Annotated in this window: 18 protein-coding genes; 5 read left to right on the forward strand and 13 right to left on the reverse strand. The window is 39.7% G+C overall.

Annotated elements, in window-relative coordinates; all coding sequences use genetic code 11:
* Positions 1 to 364: 364 nt before the first annotated feature.
* The 5 genes from DESGI_RS25665 to DESGI_RS10470 all read left to right on the forward strand — a co-directional run bounded on the left by DESGI_RS25665 (position 365) and on the right by DESGI_RS10470 (position 5,533).
* Complete coding sequence (locus DESGI_RS25665; RefSeq protein ID WP_006522054.1) at positions 365 to 793, forward strand: spore coat associated protein CotJA; 429 nt, start codon at positions 365 to 367, stop codon at positions 791 to 793.
* Positions 794 to 812: 19 nt separating this feature from the next.
* Positions 813 to 1,076: a spore coat protein CotJB gene (locus tag DESGI_RS10455; RefSeq protein ID WP_006522055.1), complete on the forward strand. Its 264-nt coding sequence runs from the start codon at positions 813 to 815 to the stop codon at positions 1,074 to 1,076.
* Positions 1,077 to 1,099: 23 nt separating this feature from the next.
* The gene (locus tag DESGI_RS10460) at positions 1,100 to 1,672 is read left to right on the forward strand and encodes a manganese catalase family protein (RefSeq protein WP_006522056.1); all 573 of its coding nucleotides are present in this window, start codon (positions 1,100 to 1,102) and stop codon (positions 1,670 to 1,672) included.
* Positions 1,673 to 2,289: 617 nt separating this feature from the next.
* Positions 2,290 to 3,852, forward strand: coding sequence for a methyl-accepting chemotaxis protein (locus DESGI_RS10465; protein ID WP_006522057.1), 1,563 nt, complete (start codon positions 2,290 to 2,292; stop codon positions 3,850 to 3,852).
* Between the two features lie 163 nt (positions 3,853 to 4,015).
* Complete coding sequence (locus DESGI_RS10470) at positions 4,016 to 5,533, forward strand: IS5 family transposase (protein ID WP_006524487.1); 1,518 nt, start codon at positions 4,016 to 4,018, stop codon at positions 5,531 to 5,533.
* 74 nt (positions 5,534 to 5,607) lie between these two features.
* Here the strand turns inward: DESGI_RS10470 and fliY are convergent, their stop codons facing one another.
* From fliY to flhA, 13 genes are read right to left on the reverse strand one after another with little or no spacing between them, the layout of a single operon-like run.
* Positions 5,608 to 6,996 carry a flagellar motor switch phosphatase FliY gene (gene fliY, locus DESGI_RS10475; protein WP_006522061.1) on the reverse strand — a complete coding sequence of 463 codons (1,389 nt, stop codon included), beginning with the start codon at positions 6,994 to 6,996 and terminating at the stop codon, positions 5,608 to 5,610.
* Positions 6,989 to 7,987, reverse strand: coding sequence for a flagellar motor switch protein FliM (gene fliM / locus DESGI_RS10480; protein ID WP_006522062.1), 999 nt, complete (start codon positions 7,985 to 7,987; stop codon positions 6,989 to 6,991). The genes fliY and fliM overlap by 8 nt, the downstream gene beginning before the upstream one ends.
* Positions 7,988 to 8,004: 17 nt before the next feature.
* Positions 8,005 to 8,370: a response regulator gene (locus DESGI_RS10485; protein WP_006522063.1), complete on the reverse strand. Its 366-nt coding sequence runs from the start codon at positions 8,368 to 8,370 to the stop codon at positions 8,005 to 8,007.
* An 18-nt stretch (positions 8,371 to 8,388) separates the two neighbouring features.
* Positions 8,389 to 9,009, reverse strand: coding sequence for a chemotaxis protein CheC (locus DESGI_RS10490; RefSeq protein WP_006522064.1), 621 nt, complete (start codon positions 9,007 to 9,009; stop codon positions 8,389 to 8,391).
* A 26-nt stretch (positions 9,010 to 9,035) separates the two neighbouring features.
* Complete coding sequence (locus DESGI_RS10495; protein ID WP_006522065.1) at positions 9,036 to 9,809, reverse strand: CheR family methyltransferase; 774 nt, start codon at positions 9,807 to 9,809, stop codon at positions 9,036 to 9,038.
* Positions 9,810 to 10,310: a chemotaxis protein CheD gene (locus DESGI_RS10500; protein ID WP_006522066.1), complete on the reverse strand. Its 501-nt coding sequence runs from the start codon at positions 10,308 to 10,310 to the stop codon at positions 9,810 to 9,812.
* Positions 10,311 to 10,328: 18 nt separating this feature from the next.
* Positions 10,329 to 11,099, reverse strand: coding sequence for a flagellar hook-basal body protein (locus tag DESGI_RS10505; RefSeq protein WP_006522067.1), 771 nt, complete (start codon positions 11,097 to 11,099; stop codon positions 10,329 to 10,331).
* Positions 11,100 to 11,115: 16 nt separating this feature from the next.
* Positions 11,116 to 11,892: a flagellar hook-basal body protein gene (locus DESGI_RS10510; protein WP_006522068.1), complete on the reverse strand. Its 777-nt coding sequence runs from the start codon at positions 11,890 to 11,892 to the stop codon at positions 11,116 to 11,118.
* Between the two features lie 30 nt (positions 11,893 to 11,922).
* The gene (locus tag DESGI_RS10515) at positions 11,923 to 12,726 is read right to left on the reverse strand and encodes a sigma-70 family RNA polymerase sigma factor (protein WP_006522069.1); all 804 of its coding nucleotides are present in this window, start codon (positions 12,724 to 12,726) and stop codon (positions 11,923 to 11,925) included.
* A complete protein-coding gene (locus DESGI_RS10520) occupies positions 12,677 to 13,321 on the reverse strand; it encodes a flagellar brake protein (RefSeq protein WP_006522070.1) in 645 nt (214 codons plus the stop codon). The genes DESGI_RS10515 and DESGI_RS10520 overlap by 50 nt, the downstream gene beginning before the upstream one ends.
* Before the next feature lie 15 nt (positions 13,322 to 13,336).
* The gene (locus DESGI_RS10525) at positions 13,337 to 14,221 is read right to left on the reverse strand and encodes a MinD/ParA family protein (protein WP_006522071.1); all 885 of its coding nucleotides are present in this window, start codon (positions 14,219 to 14,221) and stop codon (positions 13,337 to 13,339) included.
* Entirely contained in the window at positions 14,208 to 15,458 is a 1,251-nt protein-coding gene (locus tag DESGI_RS10530; RefSeq protein WP_006522072.1) for a flagellar biosynthesis protein FlhF, read from the reverse strand. Before DESGI_RS10530 ends, DESGI_RS10525 begins: the two co-directional genes overlap by 14 nt.
* Complete coding sequence (flhA, locus tag DESGI_RS10535) at positions 15,448 to 17,547, reverse strand: flagellar biosynthesis protein FlhA (protein WP_006522073.1); 2,100 nt, start codon at positions 17,545 to 17,547, stop codon at positions 15,448 to 15,450. The genes DESGI_RS10530 and flhA overlap by 11 nt, the downstream gene beginning before the upstream one ends.
* Between the last annotated feature and the right edge of the window lie 7 nt (positions 17,548 to 17,554).

Genomic DNA, 17,554 nt, shown 5'->3' on the forward strand with positions numbered 1-17,554 from the left:
ACCTTTTCCTTTCTTTTTTTTTACTTAACACTCATATGCCACTTCACCTCCTGTATCTATTTTACAATGGAACAGGTGTTTGTGGCAATGGCTTTTTGTATATTTTATACCTTTTATTCAACTATTTTGTAACTGCTTTAAACCTCCTTTATTACTCCCGTCGTCATCCTCCTCACTACTATCTTTATGTCCTGTTAATACAAATTTTTTAGCTGGCATGAAAGCTAATCGATAAATAGGTTCCTTTTTAGTATACAGCACCTGATTCTATAGAATTTGCATCTAATTAAGTAACACCATTAGCATCTTTTACATAATTTGGTTTAAGTGATTACTGAAATTTATTGCTTTGGAGGTATGCATTTTGAATAACAAAGACGATAAAAAGCCGGATCAGGTTAAGGTGCAGTCTAAAGACCATAAAACCGGTGCCGCAGCATCAACCGGTCTGGGGCCGGTCCCCGGTCAGCCGGGTGGAACTGACCCGCATCAACCCCTTCAGCCCGTTGATCCAATGTATGCACCCTTTGACCCGGTGCAGTCTGACGGTTTGCCGCCCTATCCCGGCCAGCCAGGCTTCGGTCCCGGTTATCAACCAGGAAAACCAGCTCAACCCGGTTACCCTGATTATCCCGTTTACCCGGGGTACCCCGATCAACCCGGCGTCTACCCGGGAATGGAACTGGCCAGGGCGTACATTCTCATACAGAGGTGGGGGAAAGTAAATACCCCTGCCCGGGCATTGGAAACGGGCACTTTGTTTCCTGAATTGTATAGACCATACCCGTACTAATTTACGGAGGTGAATTATTGTGGATCATCGCAACCAAGTACAAATGCTCTTACAGATACAACAATTATCAATCGTGGCCACGGAACTGAACTTGTTCTTGGATACCCATCCCAATGACCAGCAGGCGCTGAACATGTTTAACCAGGTACACAATGATTTATTAAAAGCTGTGCGCAACTATGAGAAAATCTACGGTCCAATGCTTAATTACGGTTATTCTCCGGCTGTGCAAAATCGCTGGAAATGGATTGATAGCCCGTGGCCCTGGGAAATCAAGTACTAATATAAAGGAAGGGATATGTGAGTATGTGGGTATACGAGAAGAAATTGCAAATACCCGTACGGGTAAGCGCGCCTAACCCCAAGCTGGCCAAATACATCATTACTCAATACGGCGGTCCGGAGGGGGAACTTTCCGCCTCCTTACGCTACCTGAATATGCGTTACACTATGCCCACCGCCATGGCCAAGGGGGTGCTTACCGACATTGGCACTGAAGAGCTGGCGCATATGGAAATAGTTGCCACACTGGTATATAAACTCATCGAAGGCGCTCCCATTGAAGCCATTAAGGCAGCAGATTTAGGAAGTCATTATGCGGATCACGGACGCGCCTTGTACTGGGAAAATGCTGCCGGGGTACCCTGGGTTGCCGCTTACGTTTCCGCCACCGGAGATCCGGTAGCTGATTTACACGAAAACCTGGCCGCAGAGCAAAAAGCCCGGGCCGTATATGAAAACCTGCTTCATTTAACCGATGACCCGCAGGTCAAAGACGTGCTGCGCTTTTTGAGGGAGCGGGAAGTCGTACACTTCCAGCGCTTTGGTGAAACATTGATGTATGTCGAGGATTATATGAATAAAAAGAAAGTTTTTTAATCCCCTACTGGGAAGCACAGTTAAAGGAAGCAGGAGGAGGGTTCTTAAAGGTTCCAATTAGAAGTTTTGCGGGAGAAAAAAGGTCCAATGTCAGGCAACCCCTGATTTTGAGCCTTAATAAGTCATTGCCACTGGCATTGGACCTTAGCTAAATTAATTCATCGTCCTCAAGGCCTTTTTATACCGCATCTGCTTTAATAAGGGCTATTCATTGTGCTTCACCCCCAGTGCCTTGGCAAAGGACAGGCCGGAGCGTTCTTTAATCTCATCTATGTGTTCCTGGATAATAGCCTGCATGGCTTTTTCTAGAACACTATAAGTTCCAATATTTATTGATGATATATGCAATTAGTGCTAAAATATTGATATCTAATCGATATATCGCAATACCAGGATATGGTATAAATTACTTATGATTACCATATTAGCCTCATTTGGCCCGGGGATGTGATAGTGTTTATGGATGTTCATCGGAAAGATACAGGTAACCGAATAACCAGGAAGGAATTGCATATTAAATATTTTGAATTGTTAAACGAGGTGGGGATAAATAGAATAATAAAAAAGTATGTTTTTGATTAAAAAATGATTAATTAAATTTTGGAGAGGAGTAGGACATGTCATTACAATTAAAAATTCTTAGTGGTTTTATTTTTGTTATAGCTATATTTACAATTGCTGCAGGTATTGTTTATCATAAGATTGGAGACGTACAGGTTAATGTGAGCAACATCCCTCATGAGTTTGAAAGAAGTCAGCAGCTAAGTAATATTAGGAATAATTTTACTGCTCAATCGGCTGCCATGCGAGGGTATATGTATTATAAGCAGGATAATTACGTTGAACAGCTTAGACAACTGGGTGAGGAAAATATCTCCATCCTTCAAACCATGATAGATACGGCCAGACAGTCCTCAAACAAAGAAAAGTTTCAGACATTAAAGGATTACCAGGATCAATATAGTGCATTATTCCTGGATAAATATATTCCCCTTATTAGAGAGGGTAAAGAAGAAGAAGCTAACGCAGTGGCTATAAACGAAGGGTTACCATTAGCGAACAATATTAATAACGCTACGGACTCATATGCGAAAGAACGAAACAACAACCTTATGACAATTGTCCAAAATATCAACACGGAATTTACTTCCATGAAGAGAATAGCATTGTTTTCCAGTATTTTAGCTTTGCTAATAGGCTTATTGCTGGGCTTTTTCCTTGCCCGCTCAATTTCCCTGCCACTTAGAAAAGTTGCCGCAGAGTCAGCTAAAATTGCTGAGGGCGACCTAACTGGTAAAGAAATTGACATTAAAACAAAAGATGAGGTTGGCCAGTTAGCAATGGCTTTTAATAAAATGATACTAAACTTAAGGAGTTTAGTTATTCAAATTCAGGAAAAATCTCAGGTTATTGCTTCATCCTCAATGCAACTTTCAGCAAGTTCACAAAATGTCGCCGCAGGTGCTCAGGAAACAGCATCAACAACTAATCAGGTGGCCAGTACCGTTGAACAGGTCACTGTTAATACGCAGCACATAGCAGAAATATCAGAACAGGCCACTACATATGCCCGGGAAGGAAACGAGGGAATAAACCGCATAGGTATACAGATGGAGGCCATTGAAAACGCTACTACCACCAGCGGTGAAGTTATTAACGCATTGAATGAATCTGCAACAAAGATCTCTCAAATTGTAGAACTAATTACCCAAATCGCTGAACAAACCAATTTACTGTCCTTGAACGCTGCTATTGAGGCAGCTAGAGCGGGGGAACAGGGACGCGGTTTTGCAGTGGTTGCCGAAGAGGTAAGAAAGCTTGCCGTACAGTCGGCAGACGCTGCAAAAGAAATTCATGATCTTATTACATCAATCCAGCAGGAAACAAATAAAGCTGTTCAAAGTATGACTGACAACATCGCCCAGGTAAAAGAAGGAGCAGCTGTTGTATCGGATGTAGGAACAACGTTTGAAAAAATCATTTCGGCAGTTCAGAATCTCTCAGGAGAAATACAGTCTGTAGCGTCAGCCGCAGAGCAGATGTCTTCGGGTGTGCAAAACGTTGCTGCAACGGCCGAGGAACAAACGGCAAGTGTAGAAGAGATTTCTTCGACAAGTCAGAACCTTGCCGGGATGGCTGAGGAGCTTGATAGTTTGTCCAAACAATTTAAAGTAGCGTAAAAGATTTTCACTGCTCAAGTAAATATCGGAAGGCCCTAATTAGGACTTGCTGAACTAAACAAAAACCCAATAAAATCAAGGATTTAGGAGCATATTTGTCGAAATAAGATGCATGGAAAATGCGGTAAAGATTGCAAAAACCGTGCACCTGGAGGCAAAAAATATGTTCCGTAAAGTGGAAAACCAATATTATCTTGAAGAATTTATATTGCCTTTTGAAGGCAAATTAAGAGCTGATAACCGCTGGGTAAAACTAGCTAAAATTATCCCCTGGGAAAGCATCGAAGAACGCTATGCCAATCTTTTTCCCAGCAACCGTGGACAGTTGGCTAAACCCGTCAGAATGGCCCTTGGTGCCTTAATCATTAAAGAGAAATGTGGCTATAGTGACCGTGAAACAGTGGAGCAGATCACTGAGAATCCCTATTTGCAATACTTTATCGGTCTAAGGGAATACCATGATCGGCCGCCATTTGATTCTTCACTAATGGTCCACTTTCGTAAGCGTTTTGGCTCTGAAACCCTAAAAGATATCAACGAAGAAATCTGTCGTGCCGCCAAGAAAGCGGAAGAGCAAAAGAAGGACGATGACAACAAGCCTAAACCACCTTCAGGTGGCAAAAAAACGCACGCGAAAGAACCAAATAGCCCAAAAAGCAAAGCCTCTTCTTTTGAGGTATATCCGGCAAACAAAGGCAAACTCATCTTGGATGCCACCTGCGCCCCGGCAGACATACGCTACCCCACTGACTTATCCTTGCTTAACGAAGCTAGGGAGAAGTTGGATAACATTATCGATCTCGTGCACAAGACTCTTGGTAAGCCAGGTAGAAGACCACGTACTTATCGTCAAATAGCTCGTAAAGCCTACCTTAACATTGTTCACAACAGAAAGCCTGGTAAAAAAGCTATCCGAAAAGCCATCGGCAAGCAGCTGCGCTATGTGAGGCGCAACCTAAGTGCTGTAGACCGCCTACTAGCTATGGCCGGTGATAGTCATGGTCTAAGTCAGAAACAACAGGATACATTGCGCACCATACGTATGGTCTATGAACAACAACTCCATATGTATACCTACCGCAAACACAAGATAAATGATCGCATTGTAAGCATCAGCCAGCCGCATGTGCGTCCCATTGTCCGAGGTAAAGCCACAGCTGATGTCGAGTTCGGTGCCAAAGTCGCTATCAGTATGATAGATGGTTACGCCTTTGTGGAAACGCTAAGTTGGGACGCCTTTAATGAAGGGGTAACCTTGCAAGAATCGGTGGAATATTACCGCCAAAAGTACGGGTACTACCCTGAAGCCGTTCAGGCAGACAAAATATACCGGAATAGGGAAAACCTGCGCTTCTGCGATAGATATAACATACGGCTCAGTGGACCACGGCTAGGAAGACCACTGATTGATAAAGTACTACAGAGAGAACAGAGACGCATAGAACGGCAAGATGCCAGCGAACGCAATGCTGTAGAAGCGAAATTCGGAGAAGGCAAGCGTCGCTATGGATTGGCACGTATTATGGCACGTCTAAAAGAGACCGCCGAAAGCGTGATCTGCCTGCAGTTCCTAGTAATGAATTTGGAACGTAGGCTCCGTGTTCTTTTGTTCTTTTTTATGCGGCGTCTGTTTCGGTATAATCTGGGTTTTCAAGAACCGTTATTATACTGTTTTAATTAAAATAAGTTCGGTTCAGCAAGCCCTAATTATAAATGAAAATAGACTTTTTATTGCAAGTATATCTCTTTTACTTTTTATCCTTTTAAGGTATCAATCCTTGCTTTGGTAGAAATTATACTGTTAATTTTAATACCGAAGTTTTCATTTACCACCACAACCTCGCCTTTTGCAATTAACTTTCCGTTAATCAGTATATCTACAGGTTCATCGACTAATGTTTCCAGCTCTACAATAGCTCCCGGGGTCATTTGTAATACCTCTTTAATTTGTTTTTTAGCACGACCCAGTACTACCGATACTTTCAAAGGAATATCCAAAAGTAAATTAAGTTTATCAAGAGCCACACCGGATAAAATATTTTTTTCCATATCTTGTGGTTGGTTTAGCTCTTCTTCACTTTTCGTAAAACTTGCTTCAGTTACTTCATGAAGAATTTGTTCTCCGGTCGATGCACTTGCGTTAAGATCGAGTACCTTTTCATGCCCCGCCGGTTTTTGGGGAACAGATGTAATTAGTGCATCATCTCCGCCACTAAGCTTTTTCCAAAGTAGCATAGCCTGTTCACGGGCAGTTTCTATATCTAGCACCTGCATAATACTTGTATCTAATAAATCTTCTATCTTCATACGGAATGAAATAACTACTATGGGATCACCGAATGGTAGAGTAACGTTTATTTTTTCTGTGTTCTGAACTATATCGGTTTCCGGAGGTAATATATAAAACTTTCGTTCCAGAAGGTCTGCCAAGGCTGTTGACGCGGTGCCTATCATTTGATTCATGGCTTCTGAAGCGGCGCTGATTTCCATTTCAGAAATCTCTTCCGAAAGTTCGGACCCGTCGCCGCCCATCATCAAATTAGCCATAATAATGGCATCATGCATTTTTATTATTAGAACATTGTAACAATCAAAGCCCTTCGTAAACTTTACCTTAATAATTAAATAAGGACTATCAAACTGATTAAAAAAATCATCTTGGTTGGTTACAATTACTTTAGGGCTGGTAATTTGCACTCGCTTGTTTAATAACTGGGATAAGGTAGTGGCAGAAGACCCCATAGAAATATTACCTATTTCACCCAGTGCGTCTTTTTCTTCTACAGTTAAGTCCGAAGTTAAATCTATTAGGGCCTCAGTATTATTAAACGACGCTCCCTCATTGTCTTGCTCATCTTCATCAACTAGCCGCTCATTATCCAAATCCTCACCCTGGCGTTCAAGTAATTCCTGCCGGTCGTTTTGGGCAGTCATTATGAGAGCATCAATATCATTTTGATCTAAATTTTGATCTTTATCAGATTGAGATAACTGGTAGCTGTCTTGAGCGCCCCGGAGCATTTTATCTATTTCATCTTGTGTTAAATCGCTGCCATTATCATTTTCAGGTTGTTTTTGTTGAATATCATTTCCATTTAACAGAGCATCTATTTCCTCTTGTTGGAGTAGTTTATTATCAATCATTATTAAATTCCCCTTCAATAAGCGAAACAATTTGAATAGCCAAATTTTCGTCTACTAATCCCACCTGCGCGCCAAATTTTAAGTTTTCTCCAACTAATACATTAATGTCACTATTAATATTCTGATCAAGTACAATAACGTCACCTTGTTGTATTTGCAAAAGGTCATTAACCGTTATTTGGGTATCGCCCAGCACAGCAGTAATATCGATATTGCAATGATTTAACCAGTGTAAAATATTAGCATAGTCGTCTTCATGGGAAGATGAAAAGTTTCTGATGAACTGCTGTCGCATTGAAAGTTTGGCAATTACGGGATCCAGCGTAATATACGGGTAACATAAATTTATCATTCCCTGGATATTTTCCCCTAGTGATACAGTAAACGTTAAAAGTGCTACCACTTCATTTGGCGAATAAAGCTGCTGCAAACGGGGGTTTGTTTCTACGGAATATAATTCCGGTTTAACCTCGAAAATATCCTGCCAAGTAGGAATAAAGTATTCTAAAATTTTGGTCATTATTTTTTTAGTTACCTGAATTTCAATATCGGTTAATTCCCTGTTTAAATCTCCGGTAGAACCGTTCCCACCAAACATTAAATCAATTACAGGGAATATAAAAGCATTATTAGCCTCCAATATAACTGATCCATTCAAAGGCAACAAGTCAAATATTGTAAGTACTGTAGGAGTTGGTATAGAACGTATAAATTCGTCAAATATGGTCTGGCTCACAGAAACTAATTCAATGTTTACATTTGATCTTAAATAGCCTGACAAAAAACTTGTTACATGTCGAGCAAAAAGGTTGTGCAGTATTTCCAGGGTTCTTAAATGTTCCTTGGAAAATTTATTTGGCCGGCGAAAGTCGTAACTTTTAATTTTTATTTCTTGACCGGTTTTCGTATCAATTTCCTCTATAGGGATGTCACCAGTATTTAATGCATCCAATAATGCGTCAATTTCACCCTGAGAAAGGATTTCCTGCATATTTATCCCCCAATTATTTATCTATTCATAACTCTTTCAATAGCTTGAGCAATCCTATCTTGTTTAAATGGTTTGACAATAAAATCCATAGCCCCGGATTGAATAGCCTCCATAACCATAGATTGCTGACCCATAGCACTGCACATAACAATTTTAGCATTGGGATCTATTCTTTTAATTGCCTTGACTCCTTCAATACCATCCATTTCCGGCATAGTTATATCCATAGTTACCAGATCCGGTTTAAGCTCAGAGTATAACTCTGCAGCCTGTTTACCGTTTTCTGCCTCCCCCACTACTTCGTAACCCAATTTGGTAACAATATTTTTGATCATCATACGCATAAAAGTTGCATCATCAACTATAAGAATTCTTATTGACATTATTTTCCCCCCACTGTATTAATCTTCTATACCTAAAGCAATAAATAGTTTATTAAATGACTCCGGATCAGGCATTAAGAAAAAAAAGCCATTTATTTTACGATCATCTCGATACATCTCGGTTTTAATAGTTAAAACATTATCTCCCTCTGGTTGACCGCTGGTGGTTATTAATGTCGTAAATATAGCCGCCAGCATGTCAAAGGCAAAAATCGGCGTAGATGGTATGATCTTTAAATTAGTAAAATTGCTAATTGCAGATATAAATGATCCCGTTAAAATATTACCTATTTCATTAATTGTAGAAGTGGCCATATCATCCAGTCCGTTTGTAGTTCCGTCTTCGAACCCCATCAGCATGTCTACCAATTTATACGTACTAGATTTGTTAAAAATATAAAATACAATACCATTGATATCACCATCCAGCTTTAAGCTGACACAGGAGACCAGTTCCTCATATCCCCCAAGAATATTTATTACTTCTTCCATGCTAATAAAATCCGCATGTGGAACGTCCATGCCAATTTTTCTTTCCAACATCTCCGACAGTGAAGTTGCGGCATGCCCTAAACCAATGTTACCTATCTCCCGCAGCGCATCAATTTGTAGTTCCGTTAATTTGTTGGATTCAAACATGATATCAACCCCTTCATCCCACACGGCTAGAAGTTTAGTTTTCTATAAAAACACGGAGATAATTTTTCAAAACCTAATTCCCGGTAATTAAATAACATTTCACTTCCGCCAATAAATAGCACCCCTCCGGGATTTAAAGATTTATTAAATTTCTTATGTATCTCATCTTGTGCTTCCCTGGTAAAATATATAGTAACATTACGGCAAACAATAAGATCATAGCTTTTCTGATAGTCATTATTTAAAAGGTTATGATAACGGTAGAAGACCTTTTTTTTAATAGTATCTTTTAATAAATATAAATCACCTTGCTTGATAAAAAAACGATTGATCCTTTCCTCACTGACATTTTTAAGACTATCATGTCCATACCTGGCTTCCATTGCTTTATTTAATATTGTTCTATCTATATCAGTTGCATGGATGCTGCTCCTTGAAGACAGCCCTAACTCTTCTAAAATAATAGCAATCGAATAAGGTTCCGATCCATTAGAGCAGGCGGCACTCCATATTTTTACCGGATGACGTCCTTTGAATAATTGCGGAAGGTATTTTTCTTTTAATTCAACAAACCTCTGTGGATCTCTGAAGAATTCTGAAACATTAATAGTTAAAAAGTCCAAAAACTTTTCGTAGCAATCCTTTTCTTTGGTAAGTTGATTAAATAGTTCTTCATAATTTTTTAATTTTAATCTATTAAGATAAGAATCAAGGCGGCGCTGTAACTGTTTTTCCTTATAACTATGTAAATCCAAACGGAATGTGGCCATGACTCTGGTTTTAAAATCATTAATATGCATTTAAATCACCTTTATATTTTTTCCGAGCGTTTTCACCAGTACTTCTCCCGTTACGAGATCCAGGTACATGGTCCGGCCTTTATTTCCCCCTACATCTTCACCAATAATTCGTATAGACATTTCTTTTAATATTTTACGCGACATCTCAACATTTCGTTCACCAATATTAAATATTTGCTTTTGATTAACACCGGTAAACATCTGGGCCCCCCCTATAAGTTTGGCTTGTAGCATGTTCTTACTGGTACCTTGCTTAACCATATCTTTAATCAAAAGTGGTATGCCCAAATCAGCATATTTCTCGTATTTATTTATTCTGTTGAAATCTTTACTGTTTGGCAGCATTACGTGTAGTAGGCCACCTAATTTATTTTTTGGATCCCACAAACTAACTCCCACGCAAGACCCTAACCCCAAAGTAACAAGACGCCCCGGACTCCTAGAAATCTTATACTCACCAATGCCAACGTGAAGATCATTAACATTTTTGGTTAATTGCATTGCCTCACCTATATTTATTTATTTTTGTAGGTTGTTTGTGATATTCCACATTTGATCAACAGTTGTTATTGTCTTTCCATTAAATTGAATAGATCGCTGCGTTTCAATTAATAACTTCATTTCCATTACCAAATCTACGTTTGAAGTTTCAAGATTACCCTGTCTAATAAAACCCGTTTCCTTACCCGGAATCACACTATCAGGTGTATTGTTTTCATCATGAGGTATAAATAAACTATCACCTAATGCATTAAGCTCCTGAGACGGGCTCTTAAAGACCGCAAGTTCTATTTGTCCTACTACTTGTAAATCTCCGTTTTCATCTTTACAGGAAATTTCACCTGTATCATTAATAGCCAAATCACTATAATTATCGGGCAATTCTTCGTCTATTAACTTATACCCCTGGCTATTTGATATCCTACCATCAGCGTCCACATGAAAACTACCGTCCCTAGTATAATAAATTTTACCGTCATTATCGGTTATCTGAAAAAATCCCTTTCCTTCAATAGCCAGATCAAGTGGCCGTCCGGTATATTTCAATAATCCCTGATTAAAGTGGCGTTTGGTAACAGCGACACCACCTCCATGTACACCAGAAGCCTTATTTTCATTATTATCTTGTTGTTCACTTTGTACCAGACTTTTTTCCAACAGCTCTACAAAGTTGACAGATTGCCTTTTAAACCCTGTAGTGTTAAGGTTGGCAATATTATTAGCGACAACATCAAGCTTTTGAATCTTAGCTGATAAATTAGATCCTTCAGTATTAAGTGAATTAAACAAAATGCTTCCCCCTGCTCTACCTTAATAACCCAACTTTATTTATGGCTATATCTAACATACTATCTTGAGATTGTATAATCTTTTGTCCGGTTTCATAGGCGCGGGTGGCACTGATCAGTTCTACAGTTTCCTTTACAGGTTCAACATTTGCATTTTCTAAACAACTTTGAATTACAATTGGTTCTTCTACTGGTATAGGTTCCTGATTTTGAGGTAAGAGAAAATTACTTCCAAATCTGTCTAAATCATCTGTATTATCAAATGTTACAATCTCAAAAGTATTTACTACTACATCTTCTTCCATTACATTTCCTTTATTGTCGACCCAAAAGCTATCTACATTATTAACTGTAATAGCACCATCATTACCCATGACTCGCAGACCCATATCATTTACCAAATATCCATCAGGGTCGATACTAAAACTTCCGTTACGTGTGTAATAAATATTTTCTTCATTATCTGGATCCATTAAGGTAAAAAAACCCGGTCCTTGTAAAGCAAAATCAGTATTGTTACCTGTTATACTTGTTTGTCCATTAGACAAGTCTATATATACTTGTTCAACTTTGGCCCCGTTATTGGTTTCTCCCAATACACTCCTATTTGGTAATAAGTTTGTGTTGTTTAGCTGCCCGACACTTAATTGTACAAGCTCTTGAAATGGCTTAACTATTATAAGATCTTTTTTAAAACCGGGTAAATTGGCATTGCTTAAATTGTAGGAAGCATTTTCAGTTCTAGAAATTTGCACATTCATACCTGCTACGGTGTCATATATCCCCCTGATCATGAAAAGCCCCTTTCTTACAAATACATTCATCTACAGAAGATTGGTGAGACGTTCTCTTAACCTTTGAATTGCCTTAGAGTGCAATTGGCAAACTCGGGATTCTGTAACTTCAAGGATACTGCCGATTTCCTTTAAAGTAAGTTCCTCTTGATAATAAAGAGCCAATATAAGCCTATCTCTTTCCGATAATTCTTTAATTGCAGCTACCAGTATTTCTTTCTCAGTTTGCTCTGTGATAAATTCCAGCGGATCCGGGCTCTTTTGATTACATATAGATTCCGCCAGTGTAATCTCAATGCCTTGTCCATTGTTGTTATCTAGAGGTATAGAGAATGCATTACTATATTCTGCTGCTAGCTGCCTTAATTGAGCACTATCTATGCCCATTTCTTGAGCCAATTCTTTTTCATTTACGGAATTTCCCTTTTGCAACAACCTATCCTTAGCCTTGTTTAACTTGTCGAATTGTTGCCATTTGCTGCGAGGTACCCAGTTTTGCTTGCGAATCTCATCCAGCATTGCCCCCCGTATTCTGGTATAAGCGTAGTTTGCAAATTTAGTACCTAGCTTACTGTTATATTTTTCAATGGCATCCAGCAGTCCTATAACACCATAGCCCTCTAGATCCTCCCGGTCCATACCCGATGGTGTATTAACCGCTAGACGACCGGCCAGGTACTTAACCAGATTAAGATGTTCTAATACTAACTGTTCTTTTAGAGAAGAGGATTTTGTTAGGTTATAATGTTCCCAAGTTATTGAGTCGCCCATTTTTTCACCCCGTTTAACACAGGCGCTTTTGCTGAGCCATTCTTTCAAAGATATAGCGAACAATTAAATCTTGCTCCTTATATGTTATGTTCTCATATTTTAATCCCAAATGATATATCTCCCTGTCTGGTTCAGCTTTCTCACTACGAACAACAATGGCTTTGACCTGTATTAATTCTGGTTTGTTTTGCAGCGGCAGATTAAACTTTAATAATAAACGTTCATGCTTGCGAATTTTTTTGGACACTGCCAATTTCATACCGCCGCCACTTATGTCGATTACCGTTCCTTTGTTATATTTACTTTTATCTTCTTGGCAAGCGTATTCCACATCCATACTAATTACTTGAAGACGAAAATGTTTTCGCTGCTGAATCCTTATTATCTCTTTAGGATAAGCCAACTGGTATAATTTGATTTTATCCATCACCAATCCGATTACTTGAGTGCTAAACATAAAACTGGCGTTTTTGGCAACGACTCGAACTCGTATAATTTCATTTTGATACAATACCAAAGGTCTTTCTTTATTATAGGGTATAGCTATACTGATAGTTTCCATACCGGTGTCTTGAATTATGGAATTAAACCATATATCATTATTCTCTTTTGCCACCTGTATTTTTTGGTTAATATGAAGTTTTAACTCTTCAGGCAAAATAAGTCCTCCTTATTACCTGAATAACCTAGTCATTTTATTTATAAAGCTACGCATTCCTCTATCTTCAATTACTTCAGGTTCTTTTTTATAAAGCATGGTATAGGCAATTTTTTTAACTGCAGCGCTTGCTTTGGCATTAGGGTTATGTAGTAAAAATGGTTGTAGGCTTTTAACTGCTCTACATACTGATTGATCATATACTATATCGCCTAAAAAATTAATTTTGATAAATAGATATTTAGCTGCCACATCCTTTAACCGATTAACCGCTCCCGCAGATTCATTATGACTACGAGCCTGGTTGACGATAAGGTGAATTTCACGATGTAATTTAAACTTATCCAACACTTTAATTAGCCCGTAAGCATCAGTTAATGACGTGGGTTCAGGAGTAATAACTATAACCACCTCGTTTGCAGCAGCACAAAAAGCTAAAACATCCTTAGAAATACCCGCGCCGGTATCAATTAATATAAAATCAGCCAGTTTGTTGAGCTTATCTATATTTTCCATCAGCCAGAAACGTTGGGTATTGGAAAGATTGGCCAACTCCATAAACCCTGATCCGCCGGCAATAATTTTAAGCCCACCGGGTCCCGGTAATAAAATATTTTCGATTGGTACATTCTTGTACAGGTGGTCATATAGGGTTAACTGTGGAGTTACGCCAAGCAGTACATCCACATTAGCCATTCCCAGGTCGGCATCAAATATGATCACCCGCTGTTCGAGCTGTAACAAAGCGATAGCCAAATTAACCGCTAAATTGGTTTTTCCTACACCACCTTTTCCGCTGGTAATAGTGATAATCCGGGGGCCCCAGACCGGTACCGCTCTTTGGGCGGAAGAAACTTCTTTTGTATCTTCTTTAGTAAAGATACGTTTAATAATCCTCATCTGTTTCCGCGCCCCCAAGTAATATTTCAGCCAAACGTTTGGGAGTTATCTGTTCAATATCATCCGGCACATTTGAGCCATTAGCAATATAAACTATAGGTACGCCGGTATTACTGATAAGATTGAGCATGGAACCGTATGTATCCGTTTCATCTAATTTAGTCATGATTATTTTATTGAAACCGGTGGGCAAAAAATCGTTGGCAATTCTTATTAAGTCCCGGTTTTTGGTGGGGGTGCCTAAAACAAGACAAATATTTTGTTGTTCACCCACTGCTCCTAAAAAGGACTGTAACTCCAGCACTTGACTGCGGTTCTTGGACGGTCTGCCCTCAGTATCAATAAAAACTGCTGTTTTGTTGCGGTGTGCCTCAATTGCCTTAATAAGCTCAGTGGGACTTGTCACTATATCAACAGGACAATCTATAATTTCACCAAAAATGCTCAATTTATTTATGACGCCAAAACGGTGATTAAATATACTAATCAGCCCTATTTCTTTTTTCTCTACCACTTTTAACCTGGTAGCCAGTTTGGCCAAGGTAAGCGTCTTCCCTACCCCCGAAGGTCCAATAAAAGTATAAATCCGGGCTGACTTATGTTCATTATAAGCGGGTTTAAGTAGATCCACTATTTTATTTTTGATATGTATTTTAAAAATATCTTCATCTAAGGCATTATCATTAATACTGTTTTTAGCCAAATCATTAAAAATATTATTGATTAATGTATCATCGACTTCCATATAGCGAAATATTTTTTTCCATTTATCAACCATACCATTCTCCATACTGTTCTCCATACCGTTACCTCCTTTATCCATTTCTTGCTGCAACATAACTTTAAACCACTCGTTATCTTCCTGGTTGGCAATTGCCAAGATCGGCTCCGGTAGCTTAGAAGGAATTAATCTACCCGGTATTATTTGCGCAGGCAATTTATTGTTAACTGTTCTTTTAGCTATTCCATATTCTATTTGTACTTGTTGCTCATAATCATTGTTGGCATCTGTACTTAAATAACGTTGCGAAGCTTCTATTATAGTGTCCCCGGGCTTATTCTGTATTACATCGTCTACTGCGGCTGTTATCTCGACATTCCGATGACCCAAAAGATGTCTAATATTCCTGATGGGTTCTTTGATAGTGCTAACTATAACCGCGTCTTCCCCCAGTTCCTGGCGGATTTGTTGCATCGCCAATTGCATATCCGGGGCCACAAATTTTTTAATTTTCATTAATAACCACCGTCCCCACAGCTTCAATTTCTATATCAGTAATAACTTCGTTTACAGATATTACAGCGGTAGCCGGCATCTGCCTAACTATAAACCTTTTAAGTGGCAAGCGTAAGCGCGCTGAGCAAAGCAACACCGGTGCATATCCCCGGCCCATTGCTTTTTCCACTGTTTTTAAAATACTGTTTAATAATTGTCTGGCCAATCCCGGTTCCAGTACAGGATAAGATCCCAGCTGGGTGGGCTGTATAGAATCCGACAGCATTTTTTCCACATTGGGGTGCAATGTAATTACCTGTAATTTATTTTCGTTATTAAGTAAACTGCGGCAAATACTGCGCGCTAATGAATGGCGAACTTTTTCTATTAAAAAGTCTAAATCTTTATTGACACGGGCTCCGTCACCCAATGCTTCAAGGATGGTAATGATATCTTTAACCGGTACATTTTCCAGCAGCAAATTCTGCAACACTTTTTGTATTTCACCTATCGACATAAGGTCGGGAAAGAGTTCTTCAACTACCGCCGGATTTTTTTCTTTAACTACATCAATCAGTTCTTTTACATCCTGACGTCCCAGTAATTCATGGGCATGTTTTTTAATAAATTCCGTTAAATGAGTAACTAATACAGTAGGACAGTCGACCACCGTCAAACCGGACATTTCCACCCGGTCTTGCTGATCCTGGGTAACCCACCAGGCCGGCAGCCCAAATGTAGGCTCAGTGGTAGGTATGCCGTGAATGTTAATTTCCTGTCCTGTAGGATTCAGCGCTAAAAAGTGATCAGGCATTAGCTCACCGCTTTCAATTTCTTCGCCGCGGATAATAAAAGTATACTGGTTCGGCGGCTGCTGAAGGTTGTCCCTAATGCGAATGGGCCGTACATAAATACCCATTTCCACGGCACACTGCCGGCGCACGGAAGCCAGACGTTGCAGCAGGTTACCGCCGGATCTTTCATCCGTCAAAGGTATCAGATTATAGCCGATCTGAATCTGCAGCGGATCGGTTTCCATATAATGTAATACGTTTTCGGGCTCGTGGGGTTCCTGTACCTGTCTCCGGGCATCTTCTTGCTGTATATAAACCTCCTGCTTCTTTTTGTCGTTCAGCAGTGTATAGCCCCAAAAACCCAAAGCACCTGCTAGTGTTAAGAATACTATGCCGGGCATAGCAGGAATAAGACCGATGACAAATAAAACCCCAGCTACAACAAACAATATTTTGGGAAAGTTTAAAAACTGCTGGGCCAGATCTGCGCCAAAACTGGCATCTGAGGAGGCCCGAGTGACAAGTATACCTGACGAAGTTGAAATTAACAAAGCCGGTATCTGGGAAACCAGGCCGTCACCAATGGTTAAAATAGTATATGTCTGTATGGAAGTCATCACATCCATACCTTTTTGCAGTACACCTATGGTAATACCGCCAATAATATTAATAATAATTATCACGATACCGGCTATGGCATCACCACGTACAAATTTACTGGCACCGTCCATAGCTCCGAAAAAATCAGCTTCCCGCTGCAATTTGCGACGGCGTTCGCGGGCCTCGTCTTCACCGATCAGGCCGCTGTTAAAATCAGCGTCAATACTCATCTGCTTGCCCGGCATAGCGTCAAGAGTAAACCGGGCCCCCACCTCAGAAACCCTTCCGGCACCACTGGTAATAACAACGAACTGAATTACAGTAATGATGATAAATACAATGGCCCCCACCACGTAATCGCCACCAATTACAAACTGTCCGAAACCATTTATAATTTTACCGGCCTCAGCCTCACCTAAAATTAACCGGGTTGAAGAAATGTTTAGGGATAGGCGGTATAAAGTTGTCACCAAAAGCAACGTCGGGAAAATTGAAAATTGCAGCGGCTCAGTGGTAAACATGGTAATCATAAGTATTACCAGCGACAGTGTAATGCTGATGGTAAGAAAAATATCCAGTGCCAGCGGTGGCAGGGGAATTATTATCAGCAGCACAATCCCCAAAATGGCAGCGGCAATTACTAAATCAGTATTATTTTTAACAAGCTGTCTAATGTTTGGCTGGGGATAAGTTGCCAACGTTATTTCCCCTTCCATAGAAAAT

This window comes from Desulfoscipio gibsoniae DSM 7213 (genome assembly GCF_000233715.2).
GTDB classification, from domain to species: Bacteria; Bacillota; Desulfotomaculia; order Desulfotomaculales; family Desulfallaceae; genus Sporotomaculum; species Sporotomaculum gibsoniae.

What these genes read in the sequence shown, in the direction of transcription:
- DESGI_RS10460 (WP_006522056.1), top strand. Translation starts at nt 1,100, where the DNA reads ATGTGGGTATACGAGAAGAAATTGCAAATACCCGTACGGGTAAGCGCG.
- DESGI_RS10465 (WP_006522057.1), top strand. Translation starts at nt 2,290, where the DNA reads ATGTCATTACAATTAAAAATTCTTAGTGGTTTTATTTTTGTTATAGCT.
- DESGI_RS10470 (WP_006524487.1), top strand. Translation starts at nt 4,016, where the DNA reads ATGTTCCGTAAAGTGGAAAACCAATATTATCTTGAAGAATTTATATTG.
- fliY (WP_006522061.1), bottom strand. Translation starts at nt 6,996, where the DNA reads ATGATTGATAATAAACTACTCCAACAAGAGGAAATAGATGCTCTGTTA.
- fliM (WP_006522062.1), bottom strand. Translation starts at nt 7,987, where the DNA reads ATGCAGGAAATCCTTTCTCAGGGTGAAATTGACGCATTATTGGATGCA.
- DESGI_RS10485 (WP_006522063.1), bottom strand. Translation starts at nt 8,370, where the DNA reads ATGTCAATAAGAATTCTTATAGTTGATGATGCAACTTTTATGCGTATG.
- DESGI_RS10490 (WP_006522064.1), bottom strand. Translation starts at nt 9,009, where the DNA reads ATGTTTGAATCCAACAAATTAACGGAACTACAAATTGATGCGCTGCGG.
- DESGI_RS10495 (WP_006522065.1), bottom strand. Translation starts at nt 9,809, where the DNA reads ATGCATATTAATGATTTTAAAACCAGAGTCATGGCCACATTCCGTTTG.
- DESGI_RS10500 (WP_006522066.1), bottom strand. Translation starts at nt 10,310, where the DNA reads ATGCAATTAACCAAAAATGTTAATGATCTTCACGTTGGCATTGGTGAG.
- DESGI_RS10510 (WP_006522068.1), bottom strand. Translation starts at nt 11,892, where the DNA reads ATGATCAGGGGGATATATGACACCGTAGCAGGTATGAATGTGCAAATT.
- DESGI_RS10525 (WP_006522071.1), bottom strand. Translation starts at nt 14,221, where the DNA reads ATGAGGATTATTAAACGTATCTTTACTAAAGAAGATACAAAAGAAGTT.
- DESGI_RS10530 (WP_006522072.1), bottom strand. Translation starts at nt 15,458, where the DNA reads ATGAAAATTAAAAAATTTGTGGCCCCGGATATGCAATTGGCGATGCAA.
- flhA (WP_006522073.1), bottom strand. Translation starts at nt 17,547, where the DNA reads ATGGAAGGGGAAATAACGTTGGCAACTTATCCCCAGCCAAACATTAGA.